General features: G+C 58.0%; 12 protein-coding genes and 4 pseudogenes. 6 read left to right on the forward strand and 10 right to left on the reverse strand.

Going from position 1 to position 19,404, the window contains the following annotated elements; genetic code table 11:
- Window positions 1–270: 270 nt before the first annotated feature.
- A pseudogene (locus CFBP6623_RS27280) lies at window positions 271–1,456 on the reverse strand (Tn3 family transposase).
- Between the two features lie 238 nt (window positions 1,457–1,694).
- Window positions 1,695–2,708, reverse strand: a pseudogene (locus CFBP6623_RS25850) (IS110 family transposase).
- Window positions 2,709–2,784: 76 nt separating this feature from the next.
- On the opposite strand from CFBP6623_RS25850, the pseudogene CFBP6623_RS25855 reads away from it, so the two are divergent.
- Window positions 2,785–3,994 (forward strand): annotated as a pseudogene (locus CFBP6623_RS25855) (IS3 family transposase).
- A gap of 706 nt (window positions 3,995–4,700) precedes the next feature.
- Here CFBP6623_RS25855 and CFBP6623_RS25860 read toward each other — a convergent pair.
- Window positions 4,701–6,290, reverse strand: coding sequence for a putative bifunctional diguanylate cyclase/phosphodiesterase (locus CFBP6623_RS25860; RefSeq protein ID WP_080843316.1), 1,590 nt, complete (start codon window positions 6,288–6,290; stop codon window positions 4,701–4,703).
- A gap of 288 nt (window positions 6,291–6,578) precedes the next feature.
- On the opposite strand from CFBP6623_RS25860, the gene CFBP6623_RS25865 reads away from it, so the two are divergent.
- Entirely contained in the window at window positions 6,579–8,327 is a 1,749-nt protein-coding gene (locus CFBP6623_RS25865; RefSeq protein WP_080843373.1) for a methyl-accepting chemotaxis protein, read from the forward strand.
- A gap of 532 nt (window positions 8,328–8,859) precedes the next feature.
- On the opposite strand, the gene CFBP6623_RS25870 is transcribed toward CFBP6623_RS25865, so the two are convergent.
- Window positions 8,860–10,211 (reverse strand): IS3 family transposase gene (locus tag CFBP6623_RS25870; protein ID WP_137002611.1). Its coding sequence is split into 2 segments (ribosomal slippage): window positions 8,860–9,875 and window positions 9,875–10,211, totalling 1,353 coding nucleotides; the frame shifts between segments, so codons are not numbered across the junction.
- A gap of 89 nt (window positions 10,212–10,300) precedes the next feature.
- Between CFBP6623_RS25870 and CFBP6623_RS25875 the strand changes: the two are divergent.
- A pseudogene (locus CFBP6623_RS25875) lies at window positions 10,301–10,972 on the forward strand (amidohydrolase family protein); the annotation flags it as partial.
- Here the strand turns inward: CFBP6623_RS25875 and CFBP6623_RS25880 are convergent.
- A complete protein-coding gene (locus tag CFBP6623_RS25880; RefSeq protein ID WP_080843317.1) occupies window positions 10,972–13,869 on the reverse strand; it encodes a Tn3 family transposase in 2,898 nt (965 codons plus the stop codon). The pseudogene CFBP6623_RS25875 and the gene CFBP6623_RS25880 overlap by 1 nt on opposite strands.
- A 95-nt stretch (window positions 13,870–13,964) precedes the next feature.
- Between CFBP6623_RS25880 and CFBP6623_RS25885 the strand changes: the two genes are divergently transcribed.
- A complete protein-coding gene (locus CFBP6623_RS25885) occupies window positions 13,965–14,591 on the forward strand; it encodes a recombinase family protein (RefSeq protein WP_052642521.1) in 627 nt (208 codons plus the stop codon).
- Window positions 14,592–14,723: 132 nt separating this feature from the next.
- Here the strand turns inward: CFBP6623_RS25885 and CFBP6623_RS25890 are convergent, their stop codons facing one another.
- From CFBP6623_RS25890 to CFBP6623_RS25900, 3 genes are all read right to left on the reverse strand, one after another.
- Window positions 14,724–15,122 carry a MerC domain-containing protein gene (locus CFBP6623_RS25890; RefSeq protein ID WP_052642519.1) on the reverse strand — a complete coding sequence of 133 codons (399 nt, stop codon included), beginning with the start codon at window positions 15,120–15,122 and terminating at the stop codon, window positions 14,724–14,726.
- A gap of 151 nt (window positions 15,123–15,273) precedes the next feature.
- Window positions 15,274–15,567, reverse strand: a complete 294-nt coding sequence (locus tag CFBP6623_RS25895; RefSeq protein ID WP_052642517.1) for a cation transporter — start codon at window positions 15,565–15,567, stop codon at window positions 15,274–15,276.
- 19 nt (window positions 15,568–15,586) lie between these two features.
- Window positions 15,587–15,952 (reverse strand): mercuric transporter MerT family protein, encoded by a 366-nt coding sequence (locus tag CFBP6623_RS25900; protein ID WP_225246253.1) that lies wholly within the window; start codon window positions 15,950–15,952, stop codon window positions 15,587–15,589.
- Between the two features lie 444 nt (window positions 15,953–16,396).
- Between CFBP6623_RS25900 and CFBP6623_RS25905 the strand changes: the two genes are divergently transcribed.
- Together CFBP6623_RS25905 and hisI are read left to right on the forward strand one after the other, a co-directional pair.
- On the forward strand, window positions 16,397–16,690 hold the full coding sequence (locus tag CFBP6623_RS25905) for a hypothetical protein (protein ID WP_077472850.1): 294 nt from the start codon (window positions 16,397–16,399) through the stop codon (window positions 16,688–16,690).
- A 55-nt stretch (window positions 16,691–16,745) separates the two neighbouring features.
- Window positions 16,746–17,162: a phosphoribosyl-AMP cyclohydrolase gene (hisI, locus tag CFBP6623_RS25910; RefSeq protein WP_077472851.1), complete on the forward strand. Its 417-nt coding sequence runs from the start codon at window positions 16,746–16,748 to the stop codon at window positions 17,160–17,162.
- Here the strand turns inward: hisI and CFBP6623_RS25915 are convergent.
- Window positions 17,093–17,758 (reverse strand): hypothetical protein, encoded by a 666-nt coding sequence (locus CFBP6623_RS25915; protein ID WP_052642511.1) that lies wholly within the window; start codon window positions 17,756–17,758, stop codon window positions 17,093–17,095. The two genes, hisI and CFBP6623_RS25915, sit on opposite strands and share 70 nt — an antisense overlap.
- A 219-nt stretch (window positions 17,759–17,977) precedes the next feature.
- Complete coding sequence (locus CFBP6623_RS25920; RefSeq protein WP_052642509.1) at window positions 17,978–19,333, reverse strand: dihydrolipoyl dehydrogenase family protein; 1,356 nt, start codon at window positions 19,331–19,333, stop codon at window positions 17,978–17,980.
- Between the last annotated feature and the right edge of the window lie 71 nt (window positions 19,334–19,404).

Here is a 19,404-nt window from a genome sequence, read left to right on the forward strand (position 1 = left end):
ACTGGAGATTGTACAGGCAACGGCGAAACTCTTCGGGCGCCATGGTCTTGCCACTTTACTTCGCTTCAAGCAAAGGAACCCACCATTCTCGGCGGGTTCCCTCACGATGCACTACCATACGTTGGAGCGCGGTCTTCTGGTCCCGCGCACGCTCATAGTGTGGCACTGCGGTTAATGATGGGTTAACGGCCAAAAAGAAATCTGCCGGAGCAGGTCTCATGCAAAGACACCATCAGACAAGGCCGCTTGAACCACCAGGCCAAAGCGGCGTCACGACACGAAAGTGTTGAATCTGTCCGACTTTTGAGAACGTATGGTGATCACGCTGCGAGGATGGATGTTTCGCGCCGTAGCGGCCTGAGATCGAGGCTTTCCGTCGAGGTCCAAATGTAATCGCCACTGAGCCTGATGTGTCGCCACCCGAGCGGGGTGATCTGTTTGACTAGGTCGGGCGATACCCTCCCGGTTGAGTTGGGCGAAGGCCGGTTGGAGATAGAGAGTGTTCCAGTAGACGATGGCATTGAACAGCAGGTTCAGCCCGGACGCCCGGTAGAACTGACTCTCGAAGGTCCTGTCTCGCAGTTCTCCGAGCCGGTTGAAGAACAGCGCACGGGCCAAGGTGTTCTGGGATTCGCTCTTGTTGAGGCCGGCCGTCGCGTTCCTGCGCATTTCGGGGTTCTGCCACCACTGAGGCAGACAGATGGACCGATTGATGCGACCGAGAGCGCGTAGCGCTAACGGCAGTCCGTTATGGCGTGGGAATGCGGACAGCTTTGCCAACAGGGTCGAAAGCCGAACCAGCCCGGAACGGATCGGCGCGACCAGCCGCAGGATGTCGTTCCAGTTTGCCTTGTTCCGCTCGAGGTCGATGGGGTCGCCAACGAGCGATGCAAGGTTTTCGGGAGGTGTGTCGCCCGGAAGAGATAGAGCTTGCGATCCTTGAAACCGCGCAGCCTGGGCACAATCTGGAAACCAACGAGATGGCAAAGGGCGAAGCTCATATCGCTTACCCCGCCGGTATAGACATAGTGGGTTTCGATGGGGAGATCGCTTCCATGATAGAGCAGTCCGTCGAGGACATAGATGGCTTCGCTCGCATTGGCATTCATGGCGATGATGTAGAAAACGCCGGACCGGTCAGAGGTGAACCGTAGAAGTTGGCGCCGGGGTTGGGACCATAGCAGGCGTTGAGGTCGCCGATCGCCTCGGCGTGTCCGCCCGCCGCAAAATACTGGCCATCGGAGGATGACGTTGTTCCATCGCCCCACAAGCTTGCCAGAGGCAATTGCCTCTTGGCGTTGACGAGAATGGCGTGCGCGGCCGTGTCCCCTTCCTCGCGAATATGCCAATCGTGCGCCCAGGCGAGTTGGCCGCGAACAGTGGTGCTTGAACTGCACCCCATTTTGACCGGGCAGTCGGCATAAGCAGAAAGGCTCAAGCACAGGCTTGAGGACATGTGTGACGCCTCCGGGGTCGCAAGAAGAATCTTTGTTTGACGGCGTCGAAGTTTGGTGCGGACATGTGTTCGGCTTCTTTTGCGGCGAAGCACCGCCGCCAGCCAGTATGGATTACGCGAGCTCGATCCACTTCAGGCTTACGTGCTGTCAGCACTTATCCTCAATCAGGTTCTCCGAGCCCCGTTCAAACTCTTCGGCCATTCAATCCTTAGACCTTCATTGCTGCGCGGGAATTCGTCAGGCTGGCTGCATGTAAGACCCTCCGTGCTTTAGAATTGCCCAGGCGATGCGAGCCATCTTGTTCGCTAGCGCTACGATCGCGAGCATCGGTGGCTTTCTGTGGAGGATGCTGGCAAGCCAAGCGCTTGGCCTGATCTTCCCACGCCTTACCCAAGAAACGACGGCACTGGCCCCCATGATCAGCAGACGTCTGAGCGTCCGTTCGCCCATCTTGGATATTCGTCCGAACCGCTGCTTTCCTCCGGTGGATCGCTCGAGCGGGGTTAAGCCAACCCATGCCGCGAAGTCACGTCCCTTCCGGAAAGTCGCCGGATCGGGAGCCAGGGCCGCGATTGCTGCCGCTGTCACAGGTCCGATCCCTGGCACAGAAGTCAATCGACTCGCATCAAGGTCGTCACGCGCCCGCTTTTGGATTTCCCTGTCGAACTCTGTTAGCTGAGCTTCACACGATGAGAGATGCTGCTATAGTGAACGCAGGATGCCTTGAGCTGCGGGCGGCAGATTATCATCACTCTCGATGATCTCCTGCATCTTTGCAGAAGCGGCGGCACCCTGAGGGAAGATGTAACCAAATTCCGCCAAATGGCTTCGTATCGCATTCAGAAGCTGGGTCTTCTGGCGTACCACCAGATCTCGTGCGCGAAAGACAATACTCGCGGCCTGCGATGCCTCACTCTTCACATGAACGAAGCGCATGTCCGGCCGCTGCGCCGCCTCCGCGATGGCCTCGGCGTCAGCAGCACCGTTCTTCTGCCTCTTCACAAACGGCTTGACGTAATCCGGAGGTATCAGAAGCACTTCATGCCCCAACTCTCGCAGCTGCCGCCCCCAATAATGCGCGGTGCCGCAAGCCTCCATCGCTACCCGGCAGTGGGGAAGTGACATCAGCAGCGTGATGAGTTGTGCTCGCCGGACCTGTCGGCGGAAAACGACATGTCCGTCTGCAGCTACGGCATGCAGTTGGAAAACATGCTTGGCGACATCCAAGCCGATGAGAACGATCTGGGTCATTGCGTCAACCTCCTGGTGCTGGACATCCTCGATACTGCCACAAGGTGGCGAAGAAGGCGTCCACTCCATCAGGCTTATGTCTAACGAGTATCGACATGTTGAATTGCTGACGGGTGATGTGCGCCGCAGGCGGTGGACAACCGAGCAAAAGCTGACGATCATTGAGCAGAGTTTCGAACCAGGCGAGACGGTATCGTCCACCGCTCGCCGCCATGGCGTCGCGCCCAATCTGCTTTACCGGTGGCGCAGGCTCTTGAGCGAGGGAGGTGCTGCAGCTGTGGATTCTGACGAGCCGGTGGTCGGCAATTCGGAAGTGAAGAAGCTGGACGATCGCGTCCGCGAGCTGGAGCGCATGCTTGGCCGCAAGACGATGGAGGTCGAAATCCTCCACGAAGCTCTTTCCAAAGCGGACTCAAAAAAACGGATATCGCGGCCGATCTTGTTGCCGAAGGACGGTTCGCGATGAAGGCCGTCGCAGATACGCTGGGAGTGTCCCGTTCCAACCTCATCGAGCGGCGGAAAGGCCGATCGAAGCCGCGCGGCTCCTATCACAAGGCCGAGGATGCAGAGCTTACCCATCATTCGCAGGCTGGTAGATCAAAGGCCAACCTATGGCTATCGGCGGATCGCCGCGCTCCTCAATCGCGAAAGGCGAGCCGCCGATAAGCCTGTCGTCAACGCAAAACGGGTTCACCGCATTATGGGCAACCACGCCATGTTGCTGGAGAAGCATACGGCCGTTCGCAAGGGCCGCATCCATGACGGCAAGGTCATGTCATGCGCTCGAACTGCGCTGGTGCTCGGATGGGCTGGAGTTCACTTGCTGGAACGGCGAGGTGATCCGTCTCGCCTTCATCATCGACGCTTTCCACCGGGAGATCATCGCATGGACGGCGGTTGCCAATGCAGGCATTTCCGGCTCGGACGTGCGTGACATGATGCTGGAGGCGGTCGAGAAACGCTTCCATGCAACCCGAGCCCCGCACGCTATCGAGCATCTCTCTGACAATGGCTCTGCTTACACCGCGAGGGACACGAGGCTGTTTGCACAAGCACTCAATCTCACACCTTGCTTCACGCCGGTCGCCAGCCCTCAATCGAACGGCATGTCGGAGGCATTCGTCAAAACCCTGAAACGGGATTAAGTGCGCATATCACCTCTGCCGGACGCCGAAACAGCGCTCCGGCTCATCGACGGATGGATCGCGGATTATAATGAAATCCATCCCCATTCTGCCCTCAAGATGGCTTCCCCTCGGCAGTTCATCAGGGCTAAATCAACCTAGCCGACTTGTCCGGTCAAACGGGGTGCACTCCATCACCCGATTCGAGACAATCAGCGATGAATGCCTCAAGTTCAGGTGTCAGCGATACGTTTCGGGTCAATCGATTGGCCATTGTCAAGATGTGCCCCAGGTCGAGCACTGTGTCAAAGTGTGGCCATATACCCCCCCTGCGGGGCGGGAAAGAACAAAGTGAAACGGCTTTTACCGACTGCATGGCAATGGCGGCAGACGCCGGTGTCCCAGGTTGAAGGCACAGAATTGGCCAGGCATGAAACCTGGAGAGGTCCTCGGGCGATAAGGTTTTCGCCTGACGATCAACCGCTTGGGCGCCACCCTATACCGGCATGGAGTGTATAGCTTGCCCGAATTGAAACGTTGGAACTCCGCCTACGCGCCTAAAACTGGCGGCTCCAATAGCAACCCCTCTTGCTCGTCGATAGCGACCGTGCTCGCTGTTAACACGAAATATGTCATGCCGACCCTGATGCAAATCGGTCTATTGTTGGGAAGCGCCGCAAGCAGCGCGACTAGATCTGCTGCCATCACAGGTGTTTCAGGCCTTCTGCGGTTATACCAGTGAATGATCCGATTCATCGTCCTAAGGCACTCCAACCCACGTGAACTTCTGGGACGCGGCCCCTCGAAATCGCACCGCTCGCTATTGTCTCGCGGGAGCGGAAATCGTCTCCGCCTCGCCAAATAAGGGTCATCTGCCCAAAACATCTCGCTTTAGGCGTCCCTCATCGTCTGACATCAAATCCTCGCCAGTCCCTGCAGCCGCCAACGACGTCCTGATGGCATCTTCAATCGGCTGTGGCCGGCCGAAAAGGTAGCCCTGACCGAGATCACAGCCAAGCTGCTGAAGGTATTGCAGTTGGCTTTGCTCCTCGATTCCTTCGGCGGTGACCTCAACGCCCAAACCATGACCAAGCGCGATCATGGCGCGGACGACCTTATCCTGCCTTTCGCTTGCCTCGAATGTCTGAACGAAACTCCTGTCAATCTTGATCTTCTGGAACTGGTAATTCGACAGCTGCGAAAGGCTCGAATAGCCGGTCCCAAAGTCGTCCAGAGCAATCCGGATACCCGCCTTGGTAAGATCCTCCAGAACTTCCTTGGCCGCAACTGCGTCCTTGATCAGCGCACTTTCCGTGATCTCGATTTCCAGGCGCTGAACCGGCAGGCCGCTTTCGCCCATGATTTTCAGCAGTCGCAGCCCGAGCAGCCGATCGCACAATTGCGTCGGTGAGACATTGAAAGACAAAATGGTGTCGACCGGCCAGGACATTGCATCCTTGCAGGCTCGCCTGAACAATTGTTCTGTTAGCTCGACAATGAGCCCGGCATCTTCGGCGATCGGGATGAAATCAGACGGGGGAATAAAGGTGCCATCAGCTGTTTTCCACCGGGCAAGTGCTTCAAACCCCGCCAGCTTCCGGGTGCTGAGTTCTACAAAAGGCTGGTAATAGGGCTCGATTACACCCTCTCTCATGGCTTGGCGCAAACGAGCCTCAAGTTGTATGCGATTGTTGAGCTCATCAAGCATTGCCGGAGTAAAGGCCGAGGCATTGTTGCGGCCCATTTTTTTCGAAGCATACATGGCGCAGTCCGATTGGTGGATTGCATCTGCGAGCGTTCCGCCGTTAATGCCTGCAACGGTATATCCAACGCTTGCGCCAAGATCGACCGTCGCGCCTTTGATTGTCAGTGGCTTGGATATCGCACGTACGATTCGGGCCGACAGCGCTTTGAGATCGACCTGCCCCCTAAGCTTCGCCAGCACGACAAACTCGTCACCCCCTAGCCGATAGATATGCTCGTCTGGGAAAACCTCCGCCAGCCGTTCGGACGTAATTTTGAGAGCAGCATCGCCGCTATCATGCCCAAGCAGATCGTTGACCTTTTTAAACCCATCCAGATCGATGCTGAACACCCCATAGCGGTCACCGGAAAGGAAATCTTCCCGGGCGGCCACGGCATCAAGAAGACGGCGATTTGGCAGCTTTGTCAGTGGGTCATGGAAAGCAATCCAGTCGACGTCACGCTCGGCGAGAATGCGGCGAGAGATTTCGTGAGACATATCCTTGATACGGAGGACAGAGTAGGCCAGTCCCAGGAAACCACCGATGTTAAGAGCGGTAAACACCTCATCGAGATTGTAACTCTCATGATCTCGGAAATAATGGTCCAGAACCTCATGGGCATTAAAATACGAGGCAAGGCCGTAGAGCAAAACGAATGCACCGATCCAGATAAAGATCTCGACGTTGGCGCGATTATGACGGAAGTTTGGCATGGAACCTCTGTGCGCGGCCTTGATAGTAGTTCAAGCGCGTGCGGTGGAAACTACTTTCGATTTTACTCAAATCCATTGTTTTTCGGTTAAAAGCGCGCGGCGGTCTTTGCTTTGAGCTCGTTTGTCACAGCGTTTTTTAATAGGATGCCGAACTCGGCCCGCTGGGTTAAATTAGCGCCATGGATAATCATAAATTAATCAGTTCGTTAGATAGTGAAGGCCTAATTCTTCAAGGCGGAGGCTTTCGTGAACCTGAACACCATCCTGGCCGGCAGTCTCTATTCTGTCATGCAGGCTTTCGAACGATCGCAAGCCATTATCTCGTTCAAAACCGACGGCACGATCCTCGACGCCAATGAGAACTTCTGCAAGGCGGTCGGTTATAGTCGTGACGAGATTATCGGCAAAAGCCATCGGATGTTTGTCAAGCCGGATGATGCCCAGTCTGCAGAATACACAGCATTCTGGAAACGTCTTAGTTCCGGTGAGTTCGACCGCGGCCAATATAAGAGGATCGGCAAGAATGGTCGGGAAATTTGGCTGGAAGCTTCCTATAATCCCGTTATCCGTGGCGGCAAGGTCATCAAGGTCGTGAAGATCGCAACCGACATCACAGACATCAAACGCGAGAGCCTGGAAAGCAAGGGCAAGCTGGATGCCCTCTCCCGTGCCCAGGCCGTGATCGAATTTACACCTGATGGCAAGATTCTGACGGCCAACAAGAACTTCCTCGACACACTTGGCTATTCCCTTGACGAGATTGTCGGCAAGCACCACCAGATTTTCTGTGAGGCGGATTATCTTGCATCAAAGGAGTATGCCGAGTTCTGGCCACGCCTCGCGAGAGGCGAGTTCTTCAACGACGAATTCAAGCGCTTGAGGAAGGACGGAAGTTCCGTCTATATTCAGGCAACCTACAATCCGATCATGGACGACGAAGGCAAAGTCTTCAAGGTTGTCAAATTCGCCACCGATGTCTCGGGCCGAGTGACCGCACTGCAGCAGATCGGAGCAGGCCTTGAACGTCTCTCGGATAACAATATACGCATCACGATTGACGAGCCGTTTGTCGATGAGTTTGAGCACCTCAGACACGATTTCAATGAGTCGCTAGCGAAGTTCCAGGGAACGCTGGAAGAGGTCCTCAGCCAAACGTCAATGTTAACGGAAAAAAGCGGGGACATGAGTTCCAGCGCCAACGGAATTGCTCATCGTTCAGAACAGCAGGCGGCGGCTCTTGAAGAAACATCCGCCGCTCTGGAACAGATCACGGTCACAGTGCGGCAGTCGGCCGAACGGACTGCCGAAGCCCATAGACTGGTTACCGAAGCCAACACGGTCGCAGCAAACTCTGTTCAAGTTGTCACGGCTACCGTCGATGCCATCGGACGCATCGAATCCGCTTCAAAGGAGATCACCAGCATCATCAGCGTGATTGACGAAATTGCCTTTCAGACAAACCTCCTCGCACTCAACGCAGGCGTTGAGGCGGCGCGTGCCGGCGAAGCGGGTAAAGGCTTCGCCGTTGTCGCACAGGAAGTCCGCGAGCTCGCACAACGCTCGGCCAGTGCTGCGAAACAGATTTCCGGTCTTATTGCCAATTCTTCGGCTGAGGTAAAGGAAGGTGTTCGGCTCGTTGGTGAAACAGGTCAAGCCCTGAAACATATTGAAGAGTATGTGAAGTCGATCAATGCTAACATCGAAAGCATTTCCGTCGGCGCGCGAGAACAATCGACCAGTCTGAACGAAATCAATGCCGCGGTGAACTCGCTGGACCAAATGACGCAGCAAAACGCTGGCATGGTCAGCAGCATGGGTGCCATTGCCGAATCCGTCTCTGCCGCCGCAAGCGAGCTGGAAACCCTGGTGAAACGCTTCAAGCTCAACCGGCGCAAGTGGATTCGCGAGCCCGGCTCTGAAGCGTCCAAACTCGGCCCAGAGGCAAGGGGATACGGCAAGAAGACGATCTACCAAAATAGAGCGAACGGTGCAGCTCCGCAAATCGGCGGCGAGAAGAACCAACGATCAGCGGCTTAGACGAAGTCGTGTTTTGGTGGTTCCGCATGGAAGATCAGTTCACTTGAATTGGTCATCGTCGGAAACGCATCAGCTCCAAGGTCTAGCTGGAGGTCTGCGCCGCTCCTAGATTGATGGTTTCGGTCTCGTCCGGGATCAGACGGTGGAAAGACGCCAATGGATCGAGATACTCGATAACGGCGTGTTCGCTGCATCAGCGGACGCATAGCAGGGAATAGCGAGATTGAAAGGGCGGTTTTCCACTTGTCTGCTCCGTTGTCGCCGTCGGAAGCTGAGTGGTGTAACAATGCCCCACACCAAACGTGCTAGCGATATGAGATTCGATTAGTATATTCGAACAGACTGATTCGAAATTGTCCTCCCGATGCAAAACGGATAGTCAAGATGGTTGTGGTCAAAAATACTTTCAAACTTCAGGTGGAAGCTTCCCCACGCCTACTTTCCATCATGTCTAATCCTGTCCGTCGTCGAATGATTTGAGACTTTTTGGGCTCTGGAAGAATGGAGTTTCCGGCTCGGTTTGCGGGTTGATTTAAGCCGCTTTGGCGTGGTGTTTCAAGCGACGTTGTCTGATGGTGTCGCGTTTGATCCTTTCGCGTTCGAGCAAGATGGTATGGCCGCGTCCGAAGTAGACGTCGGCCGGGGTGAGATTATCGAGGCTCTCGTGGTATCGCCGATGATTGTAATGCTCGACGAAGGCGGCGATCTGGGCTTCGAGGTCCTCCTGGAAAAAGTAGTTTTCGAGCAGGATGCGGTTCTTCAACGTCTGGTGCCAGCGCTCGATCTTGCCCTGTGTCTGGGGATGGCCGGGGGCGCCATGGACTTGGTCGATCTTGTACTTGTCCAGCCATTCGCCGAGATCTGAGGCCACGTAACACGGGCCGTTGTCGGACAGCAGGCGTGGGCGGTGTTCGACCTTGACCTTGTCGCAGCCCGAGGCGGCCAGTGCCAGGTCGAGCGTGTCGGTGACGTCATCGACTTTCATGCCGGTGCATAGTTTCCAGGCGATGATGTAGCGGGAATAATCGTCGAGGATGGTCGACAGGTAGAACCATCCCCAGCCGATGACCTTCAGATAGGTGAAGTCGGTTTGCCACATCTCATTCGGACGCGTGGTCTTGTCCTTGAACTCATCATTGGCCTTGATGACGATATAGGCTGGCGAGGTGATCAGGTCGTGGGCCTTGAGCAGGCGGTAGACCGAAGCCTCTGACACAAAATAGCGTTCCGTGTCGGTGAACTTCACGGCCAGCTCGCGCGGTGACAGATCGGCATGGTCGAGCGCCATGGTGATGATACGGTCACGGACATCGTCGGGAACACGGTTCCACACCCGTGAAGGTGCGGACGTCCGGTCTTCCAGCCCCTCGACACCGTGGGTCTGGAAGCGATCATACCAGCGATAGAAGGTTGGTCTTGGAATGCCGAGCTTGTCGAGCGTCTGCCTGGCTGGCAGATGAGACCCCTCGACAAGCCGGATGATCTCGAGCTTTTCGGTGGCGGGATATCTCATTCTTCGTCGCCCCCATCCGCGATCATGCTTTTTTTAAGCAGGCGGTTTTCCAGGGTGAGGTCGGCCAGCGCCTCTTTCAGGTCGCGGCTTTCACGGCGTAGCGCCTTGACCTCATCGCTGGTGGCCGAGCGGGCAGTGTCTCCGGCAAGCCGCTTCTTGCCCGCTTCGAGGAATTCCTTTGACCAGCTATAATACAGGCTCTCGGCGATCCCTTCGCGGCGGCAAATCGCGGCGATGCTGTCTTCGCCACGCAGACCTTCCAGCACAATACGGATCTTCTCCTCCGACGAATGGTGCTTGCGCGTCGCGCGGCGGATGTCCTTGATTGTCTTCTCGGCCGCCGATGTCTGCGGCCCGGTTTTCTGTCTCATCTTCGCTTCCTTTGATAGAGCTACGATGAGCCGAAAATCCTCTCTTCCCAATTAAAACACTTCTGTCTCAAAGGCGCTGATCCGGGACAGAATCCGAGGGCAAGATCGAGCCCAGGTTTCACGCGACTTCGCGCCCTATCATCGCCGAGCGGGAAGCGACGCATCGGGCGATCTCGCTTGCCGAACTTTCAGATGTTCCCCTGATGGTCGTCCACGTTTCGAACAGAGAAGCGATGGAAGAAATCCGGCGAGCCCGCCAGCGAGGTTTGAAAATCTTCGGCGAGACCTGCCCGCAATATCTCGTGCTGACCGAAAACAATCTGGAAGGGCTGAACATGGAAGGCGCGAAATACGTATGCTCGCCTCCGCCGCGCGACGCGGACAGCCAGGAGGCATGCTGGCAAGGGCTCCAGCAGGAGGTCTTCTCGGTTTTTTCGTCCGATCATTGCCCGTTCCGATACGACGATCCGCAGGGAAAGCTGACGCCGAAGGGCAGTACCAGCTTCCGCTGGGTTCCGAACGGTATTCCGGGCGTTGGCGCACGATTGCCGATCCTGTTTTCCGAAGGTGTCATGAAGGGCCGGATCGACATCAACAGGTTCGTCGCCCTGACATCGACCAATCATGCCAAGACCTATGGGCTTTATCCGCGCAAGGGCACGATCGCCGTCAGCGCAGACGCCGATATTGCCATCTGGGATCCTCATCGGCGGCAAACACTGACCCAGGGGTCGGTTCCGGCTGGGGGCGGAATGACACCCTAAGCGTTTGCCTCCGTGGGCCAAAGATATTCGCCGGTCAGCAGGATATGCGCCCAGCCCAGAGGAGAGATGTGGGCTAAAAGTTCGGGTGGCACATCGAGGCCTTCGTTTCGCCGTTCGGCGACGGCGTGGCCAAGGTGGACGGTATTCCAGTAGATGATGATCGCCGTCAGCAGATTCAGCCCGGCGATCCGGTAATGCTGCCCCTCAGTGGTTCGATCACGGATTTCACCTTGACGGCCGATGCGCAGGGCACTCTTGAGGGCATGGTGGGCTTCGCCCTTGTTGAGGCCAATCTGGGCGCGGCGCTGCATATCGGTATCGAGGATCCACTCGATGATAAAGAGAGTGCGCTCGACGCGGCCGACTTCCCGAAGCGCGGCCGCAAGATCGTTCTGTCGGGGATAGGATGCGAGTTTCCGGAGCAACTGGCTCGGTCTGATCTTTCCGGCGGCCATCGTGGCAGCACAGCGGAAGAGATCAGGCCAGTTTGACACAATCAGTTCTTCGCGGATTTTGCCGCCCACCAGCTTGCGTAAATCTTTGGGTGTCCCCGCGGGATCGAAGACATAAAGCCGTTTCGACGGTAAGTCGCGGATGCGCAAGACGAGCCGGTAGCCGAGCATGGCACTGGTCCCGAACAAATGATCGGTAAACCCCGCCGTATCGGCGTATTGCTCGCCGACCTGCCGGCCGACTTCATTCATCAGCAGGCCATCGAGGATGTACGTAGCTTCACTGACGGTTGCGGGAATAGTCTGTGAGGCGAACGGCGCGAACTGGTCATTGACGTGGGTATAAGCCTTGAGCCCAGGCTCACTGCCGTACTTGGCGTTGATCATGTTCATGGCCTCGCCCTGTCGTGCCGAAGGGAAAAACTGACCATCGCTTGATGCGGTTTTTCCCATGCCCCAGAACCGGGACATCGGCAGCTTGCCCTGCGCGGCCACGACCATCGCCAGCGCCTGGTTCATGCCCTCGCTTTCGACATGCCAGCGGGCAAGGCGCGAGAGCTGCCAGTAATCATGCGTGTTCGAGGCTTCCGCCATTTTTCGAAGGCCTAGGTTCAGCCCTTCGGCGAGCAGAACGTTCAGCAAGCCGACCCGATCGCTGCATGGCGCTCCGGTTCTGAGATGGGAAAAGGCGTCCGAGAATCCGACCGCCGCGTCAACTTCCAGCAAGATGTCAGTGATCCGCACAGGCGGCATTCGACGATAAAGATCGAGGACCAGTTCCTCTGCGCTTTCGGGAACGTCTGCGGTCAACCGGTCGATCCGCAACGTTCCATCTTCAATGCTACCATGGGGGATGGTCCCGTCGCGAGCGGCACGTGCCAGCCGCTTCAGACCATCCGCAAGGCGACCCTTGCGGTCAGCCAGCCAAGCTTGAGGATCGAGAGGAACAGCCATCCTGGCATTCGCCTGCGCCGAGGTCATCGGAACAAGCACCTGCTTGAGATCGCCGTAGCGGCGGGAATGATCCAGCCATATGTCTCCAGACCGGAAAGCATCGCGAAGATGAAACAGCACCGCGACCTCCCATAAACGACCATCGCCTCGGTCTTGCGCTCGGAGATGGCGATGCCATTTCGAATTCGGCCGCAGGAATGATATACCTGTTGATGTCGGCGCACGTGTTTCGCCGATGGCTTTCGCGGCTGCAATCAATGGCTCCGCCACCGACGCAGCCTTGAGCTTCAGGCATCGCAACATCCGCGGCGCATATCGGCGAAAACGATGATACCCTTGTCCGACGTGAGCCAACGGCTCGTCTGCCAATGTACTGGTGAGTTGCGTCCCTACGGCAACCAGCTGTTCAAGCTGATGCCATTCGGCCGACCGTGCCAACACATTGTCCAACGGAACACCATCGTCGCGAGCTTCCAGCAAAGAGGCTCCCAATGCCGTGAAAGCGCGAAGCGTATCGGTGACTGCGGCCTTGGAACCGGCAATCCGCTCGTCATGTAGCCGTTTCGCCTCTCGCCAAGTTTTCCCAACGATGCGGTCGTGGGTTTCGATGATGGCATCGGCGATCGCGGCTTCCCATTCGACGACGCAAACGGCGAGGATCGCCCACCGCCGATCCGAACTGATGTCGCGCAGGCCATCCGTGAAGTAACGCTCGCCCTGCCGACGCAGGCGCGCGATGCGGTGTGGCGGTACGCCTAGGAGGATCTGGGGATCGACTTCCAGACCGCGCAGGAACTCCAGCCGATCAAGCAAGCGGTTCGCTGATGCGGAATTGCTGCCGACTTCGAACTGGCGAAGCCAGATGAAACGGCTGATGTTTCCGTCAACCATTTCGGTCAGAAGCCCGTCCAGTTGCTCGCGCACACTAAAGTCGAGCCTTTCCGCTATCCGTGTCTCAATGCATCGCTCGGCGGCAACAAGGGCATCGGCGCACAGACGCTCGATCGTTGACGCCGCCGGCAGGATGGTCACCATTTTCCTGCATTGCGCGACGAAGCGCCGCGCCAGATCTTCGTTCGACCTGGCATCTTCAGCCTGATCGAAAAGCCAATCCCGCAGATCACGGGCCCCGCGCCCCGTGAATGTCTTGTAGCCGTAGATCTCGCGCAACGCCTCCATATGTTGCTGGCGGGTCTGACGCCGGGCGGCATAGGTGAGAAGCGCATCGGCCGGAACGCCGAGCTGAGCTCCGATGAAGGAAAGGACTTCATGCGGAATCATTTCGCCCGGAGCCAGCGCGCGCCCTGGATAGCGTAGTGCACAAAGCTGCAGGGCGAAACCCAGCCTGTTTTCTGGTCTGCGGCGTTCCTGAATGTTTGCCAGATCGTCGTCGCCCAATGTGTAATGCTTCAGCAGTGATAACTCGTCCGTCGGCAGGTCGAGCAACGCCGAGCGCTGTCGCTCGGCGAGAATATGTCGTCTTGGCATGCGCGCGTTGTCCCTGTTGAAGTACAGTCTGTTTTGGACAACAATCGCCCCATGCAAATCAAGGCTTTGCGAGCCACAAAACCACGAGGGTTCAATTGGGACAGCGCGTGGCCATCTATTGCCGGGTTTCGACGGCTGATCAGTCCTGCGAACGACAGGAGCGAGATCTGACCGCCTTCGCCGGACGTGCCGGATATAAAATTGCCGGCATATATAAAGAGACGGGCTCGGGCGTGAAGCTGGACCGGGCCGAGCGCAAGAAGATCATGGCGCTCGCTCAGGCCAGACATATCGACGCCATCCTGGTCACAGAACTCTCCCGCTGGGGACGCTCGACGATCGATCTCCTCAACACGTTGCGCGAGCTGGAAAGCTGGAAGGTCTCAGTCATCGCCATGAACGGCATGACCTTCGATCTGTCATCTCCTCATGGCCGTATGCTGGCGACTTTCCTCTCCGGTATCGCTGAATTCGAACGCGATCTTATCAGCGAACGGGTCAAATCGGGCTTGGCCGTTGCCAAAGCGCGCGGCAAGAAACTCGGTCGACAGCGGGGGCAGCGCCCGAAGTCGGACCGTCTGGCTCCGCGAGTTCTGGCGCTCGTTGCTGAAGGCCGCAGCTATCGGCTCATTGGTCGCGAACTTGGGCTCAGCAAGAACACCGTCTCCGATATCGTGCAACGTAACCGCAACGCTATCGTCGCTCGCGAGCCAAATCGTTGAGCCCGATAAAGGTCCCGATGACATCGAGCGAGAACCGGAACGCCGGTTGATCGCCGGGCAACGCCGGCTCCATGACCAGAGATACGCCTACATCGTCTCCCGTTCGCCAAAAGCGAACTGATTGTTTCGGTGTTACCGGCTCCTTAGCTGGCGTACTCTGAGCCAGACATTGAGAAAACTGGCGGCGATCAAACCAGAGATGCCGACGTAGGCCAGGACAAGGCTTGGCATGAGACCGAGAAACACGACCGCTATCGCCAGCGTACTGAGCCCCCCGATGATGAGAGCCCACGGTTGATGATGGCTGCGTGTTCCAAGATATAGCCCGAGTAGGGTGACGGCCAGAAACGCTGCTAACAATGGGAACAGGATCGCATCTCTTTTGATGAAGCCAAGCCCGACGGCCGATACAATCGAAAGGAGTACCGGGGAACCGAGGCAGCAGAGCGCCGCGAAGACCGATCCGGCGGCCCCGAATTTGTCCAGGTGCCGTTTCCAAAAGGTACTTTGCTCGATGGTGTTCGCGGCCATAGCTGCAGTCTCCTACACACCTGCAACTTCGCACCCGCCGGGTGGATATTTTCGACGGCGCCGTTCACCCTTTGAGGCAGCAGCGTGCCGATGTGGAGCAGCGAAGAGAGGTGATACCGCTCTCCGCCCGCCGCCGCCAATCAGCCGGCGGCTATTGCGCCACATGCGACGGATAGCCGGCGTTGGTCGTCGCAGCAATGAGGGTCGGTACGCCGGTGACTGCGTCATCGAAAGAGACCGTGGCGACAGCACCCGACATTGCGTCGGCTTCCTTTACCTGGACCGCTGTGACACCCGAGACACGAGAGAGGGCCGTTTTGACGATGGGGGCGCAGAGCGCGCAGGTGGCGTTGTCAACGTTCAGTATAACAGTCTTCTCGCCGGCCACGGCGGCGAGCGGGGAAAGCAGAGCGAGGAGAACGGCAACTGCGACAGGGCGGATCATGGGATCATTCTCCTTTGGCTTAGAGGAACAGGGGCGCAAGTCTCGGGAACCCTAGTCCGACGATGACGAGGACGGTGGCAACCCAGAGGCCGGCTTTGGCGATCCGTCCCGACTTGGGCTGGGCGCAATAGGAGCCCTCAGCGCAGGCGACCTTTGGCTCGCGATAGACGAGATAGAACCCGTAGCCGAGGATACCGAACGTCATGGCGGCAAAAATCGGTTGATACGGTTCGAGGGCGGTGAGGTTGCTGATCCAGGCTCCGCCGATGCCCACGGTGAACAGGGCAAACGGGATGACGCAGCAACTCGAGACGGCGATCGCCCCGAGAATGCCGCCGGCGGCGAGCAGTTGCTGGCGTCCGCCCCGCTGGTGTTCCGATGTCACGTGGATGGCGGCGGTCGCCGACGTTCGGGATCCTTTGAGACCTGATGATGCCTCCATAATTGCTCACTTTCTGCATCGTTGAACAGCGATTTGCGAAGTAGCCTACGCCTTGTAGTCACTACAGACTCAAGGGGGATTTCAACGATTTGCGATCACGCTTCTGTGAGGGCGTTGGAAAGTGGAACCCGTTGAGCAGTCGCTGTCGTCTGAAGACCGTAGCTGGGGTTTTCAAGCATCATGAACCGTGGCGCTACCAATCTCTGTTTCCGCAGTGCCTACGTGGCCAAGCGATCAAGATTTTGTCTTGACCCTGTACCGAGTACAGGGTGTAACGAATCTCTTTGGCAGCGATCGCGTCATCGGGATACCCGACGCGGTCGTGCTTGTGATTAATGGACCGCGCCGCAGCGATGCTATGGATCTGCGATCAGAACGGAGAGCGCCTTGGACGACAAACCGACCGCCGGCATCGTGACCGCGATCATCATCGCGCCTTTAGTCGCGCTTTGCTGCCTTGGACCGGTAGTCATCGGCTCGGCGGTGGGCGGCGTTTTGGGCTGGTTCAGCGGGCAAGGTCTCGTGATAGGGGGTGTGCTGACACTCCTGGCTGGAGCCGCCGGCTATGCCCTCATGCGCTGGCGCCGGGCTTCATCTCGTCGGGAAGATGCCTCCCCGACATGCACATGTGACGAGCCCAAAGCACGGCCCGGCAGCCGCCAACCACCAACCATCCTTTGAGCCGGCACACTCCAATCGCGAAATACCCCGTACACTCGGAGATACGCCCTTGCCCATGACCACGCCGGCCGCGGACCTCGCGGAAACGATCGAAGAAAACTCCATTCTGACGCCGCAATTCAACGCGGATGGGCTCATTCCTGCAGTCGCCACGGATGCGGCGAACGGTGTGGTGCTAATGCTGGCGTGGATGAATGCGGAGGCGCTGGAAAAGACGATCGAGACCGGTCAGGCCTGGTACTGGAGCCGGTCCCGCAAGTGTCTTTGGCATAAGGGCGCGACGAGTGGGCAAGTCCAGCAGGTCGAGGAACTGCGCATCGATTGTGATCAGGACGCGGTGTGGCTCAAGGTGCGCGCTGGCGGAGACGGCGGATGTTGCCATACCGGCCGGGCGAGTTGCTTCTATCGCCGGATCGTTACGGCGCCGGGTCGCCCGACGCTCCGCCGGGTGCCGGATGCCCCGCCGAGATAGGTCCTCAGGGTAATATCGATGTTTTCGAGCGCGACCAGGCGCTCCAGTATCACGGTCAGAAGACCGACCAGCCGCCGAAAACCCTCCAAAGCCACCTCCGGAAAGCCGTTCCGCCGGCGTGTCGCGATGGAGAGAGTATTGATCGTGCCATCACCGAAGCGCAGCGGAACGATAAGATAGTCGGTAAAGCCGTCAGCCCTAAGTTCGCCGTAGAGGTCGCACCGAAACGCTCGGACGTCCTGCAGGCGAGGAACGCGGAGCTCCGTGCGCGTCGTGTGCACATGATGATCCGGGGAAGCGAGATAGCCCGGTCGGTTCTTCAGACCATGCGGCCAATCGATGACACGAACTCTGTCGTCGTCAGCAAGCCAGAGATAGGTCCGGGCACGGAAGGCCGGATGCAGCGGCTGCGCGCTCACAAAGATGCGATCGACGCGAAGCGTTGCCGCGGACAGCAACCGTCCGATATCGCGGATCACCGCACGCGCGTCGGTCGACGCAGCGGCGCTGTCGGAGAGACCGAGTGCGAGGCGGCCGAGATGCATGCCCGGATCGCCGTAGGGTGCCTCGGAATCACAGACCCGGCGCTTGGTCATGGGCGTAATCCTGCTGAACGGGCAGGACTAAGACGCTCGACCGTCGGGAATCGCTGACTGGGGGACATTCCTTTGCTCATGCTGTCCTCGATGGTAAGGCCGTTGGCCGTTCGAAACGATCGTGTGTCTGCCGGTGGGGCGCCTCCCAAACTCTGCTCCCCGTCGCGTCGAGCGTTTTCAGAGACGCCCGCAATCGAAATGCCAGCCTTGCCGCATCAGCTACACCATCGAACTGATGTCCGACGCATAGCTGGGATAGGCGAAGATGATGCCCTTGATCCTGTTCGCGGTCAGCCCTGCGCCCATAGCCATGGCAAAGAGATTGATTTGTTCCTCCGCTCCGGGGCCGATCAGATGTGCACCAAGAATATGGCCGGTCCCGTTCTCGACCAGAACCTTGTAGGCACTGTAGCGCGCCCCGACCCGCAGCGACGAGTACCAGCCGGCGGTCTTTTCGAAATGCGTGTCAAAGGCCAGCCCCTTGTCGCGTGCTGCGGCTTCGGACAGGCCGACCGAGGAAAGCTGCGGCAGCGTGAAGACAACGCTTGGGATCGGCGGATAACTGACCGCGCGCTCATCCTTTCCTGCGAGCAGGTTCTTGCCTGCAATCCGGCCTTCGTTGGCCGAAACCGGGGTCAGATTAGGCCCACTGTCGGCACAGTCGCCGGCTGCAAAAATGGCGGAATTTGTGGTCCGCATGTAGGGGCTGACCTTGATGCCTTTGCGGCCGTATTCCACGCCCGCGGCCTCCAGGTTGAGATGCTCGATGTTGGGCACGCGCCCGGTGGCATGAACCACCAGATCACAATTGATCGTCTGCTTTCCTTCCGGCGTCTTATAGGTAACGGTGAAATCCGACCCGTCTTTCTCGATCTTCAGAACCTTGGCCTCGGTCCGCAGGTCAATCCCCAGATCGGCGGTCGCCTCGGAAAGGATACCGACCAGGTCGGGGTCGAAATTGCCCAGCGGTCGCTCCATCATCTCCAGAACCGTGACTTCCCGCGCCCCTGCGCGTTTGGAGATATGGGCAAATTCCATCGCAATGAATCCGCCGCCGACGAACACGACCCGGTCCGGCCGTTCGGGCAGCTCGAGAAAGTCGGTGCTAGTCGCCAGCAACTCCTCGCCGGGGATATTCAGCGTCATTGGCCGAGCGCCGGTGGCGATATGAAAGTTCCGGGACGACAAGATCTCGCCATTCACCTCGATCTTGTCTCGCCCGGTGAAGCGTGCCTCGCCATGCAACACGGTGATACCGGCTTTCTCCAGCCCGCCCTCGATGCGACCAGGCATCGCGTCGGTGAACGTGCGCTTGAAGGCGATCATGTCCGCCCAGTCGACGGATGTCTGTGCTTCCAGCCCCTTGCCGCTCAAGTTGCGGGCCCAGTCAATGCCCTCAGTCACGGCGATCAGCATCTTTTTGGGATCGCAGCCTCGCAATGCACAGGTGCCGCCGAAAGGAAGGGCGTCGATGCTGGCGACCTTCCAGCCAGCGTCAGCGGCCATCCGGGCGACACCATTTCCACCCGTCCCACCTCCGATCACGATCAGATCGAAGCTTTTGTTATCGCTCATGCAATTCTCCTCTCCTAAAAGACTACTTTTCCCCCTGACAAAAAACCTAACCCCCACAGCAAGGTTTGCAA

This window comes from Agrobacterium tumefaciens (assembly GCF_005221385.1).
GTDB classification, from domain to species: Bacteria; Pseudomonadota; Alphaproteobacteria; order Rhizobiales; family Rhizobiaceae; genus Agrobacterium; species Agrobacterium tomkonis.